Here is a 210-nt window from a genome sequence, read left to right as displayed (position 1 = left end):
CCTCTGGTGTGCCAGTTGTTCTGCCAAGGGCATGGCTGGTTGGCTACGTTCGGAAAGGATAACCGCTGAAAGCATCTAAGCGGGAAGCCTGCTTCGAGATGAGGGCTCCCTCCCACTTGATGGGGTAAGGCTCCCAGTAGACGACTGGGTTGATAGGCCAGATATGGAAGACCGGTAACGGTTGGAGTTGACTGGTACTAATAGGCCGAG

The 210-nt window shown here is 55.2% G+C and carries 1 rRNA gene; it reads left to right on the top strand.

Annotation, left to right across the window (positions count from 1 at the left end):
• Positions 1-209: ribosomal RNA gene (locus tag GJQ66_RS12715) — 23S ribosomal RNA — on the top strand; the annotation flags it as partial.
• Position 210 lies beyond the last annotated feature (1 nt).

The sequence above is a fragment of the Microbacterium sp. ZXX196 genome (assembly GCF_009709595.1).
Classification (GTDB): domain Bacteria; phylum Actinomycetota; class Actinomycetes; order Actinomycetales; family Microbacteriaceae; genus Microbacterium; species Microbacterium excoecariae.
The sequence above is the reverse complement of the archived record's forward strand: the minus strand, read 5'-3'. Positions and strand labels throughout refer to the sequence as shown.